This window comes from Zhongshania aquatica (assembly GCF_027257955.1).
Classification (GTDB): Bacteria; Pseudomonadota; Gammaproteobacteria; order Pseudomonadales; family Spongiibacteraceae; genus Spongiibacter; species Spongiibacter aquatica.
The window spans coordinates 1-510 of the sequence record NZ_JANZNQ010000104.1 but is presented as its reverse complement, the minus strand read 5'-3'; the positions used below and the strand labels follow the sequence as shown (position 1 = coordinate 510).

The 510-nt window shown below is 47.6% G+C and carries 1 protein-coding gene; it reads left to right on the top strand.

Annotation, left to right across the window (positions count from 1 at the left end; genetic code table 11):
- Positions 1–510: DDE-type integrase/transposase/recombinase (locus O9X78_RS20845; RefSeq protein ID WP_269621603.1), on the top strand; the 510-nt coding region annotated here is incomplete at both ends.

The following is a 510-nucleotide window of genomic DNA, read 5'->3' as shown; positions in this document are numbered from 1 at the left end:
AAGAGCGAGTCGCTACTGACGGGATAATTCTGAGTGATGCCCAGGTTGCAGCCCTTGAAAAGAAGAAACATGATGACGAAGCATGCGGGGAAATTGAAACCCATCATCCCGGCTATCTTGGCTCTCAAGACACCTTCTACGTGGGTAATCTCAAGGGTGTTGGTCGGATTTACCAGCAGACATTTGTCGACACCTACAGCAAAGTCGCCTTCTGTAAATTGTACACGACGAAGACACCAATAACGGCAGCCGACGCACTTAACGACCGGGTATTACCGTTCTTCGAACAACATGAATTACCGATGTTGCGGATATTGACGGATCGTGGAACGGAGTATTGTGGTCGTGTTGAGCAGCATGATTATCAGCTGTATTTGGCGATTAATGACATTGATCATACGAAGACGAAAGCAATGCATCCGCAAACCAACGGGATCTGCGAGCGCTTCCACAAGACCATTCTACAAGAGTTCTATCAGATCACCTTCCGCAAGAAACTGTATGCCGACA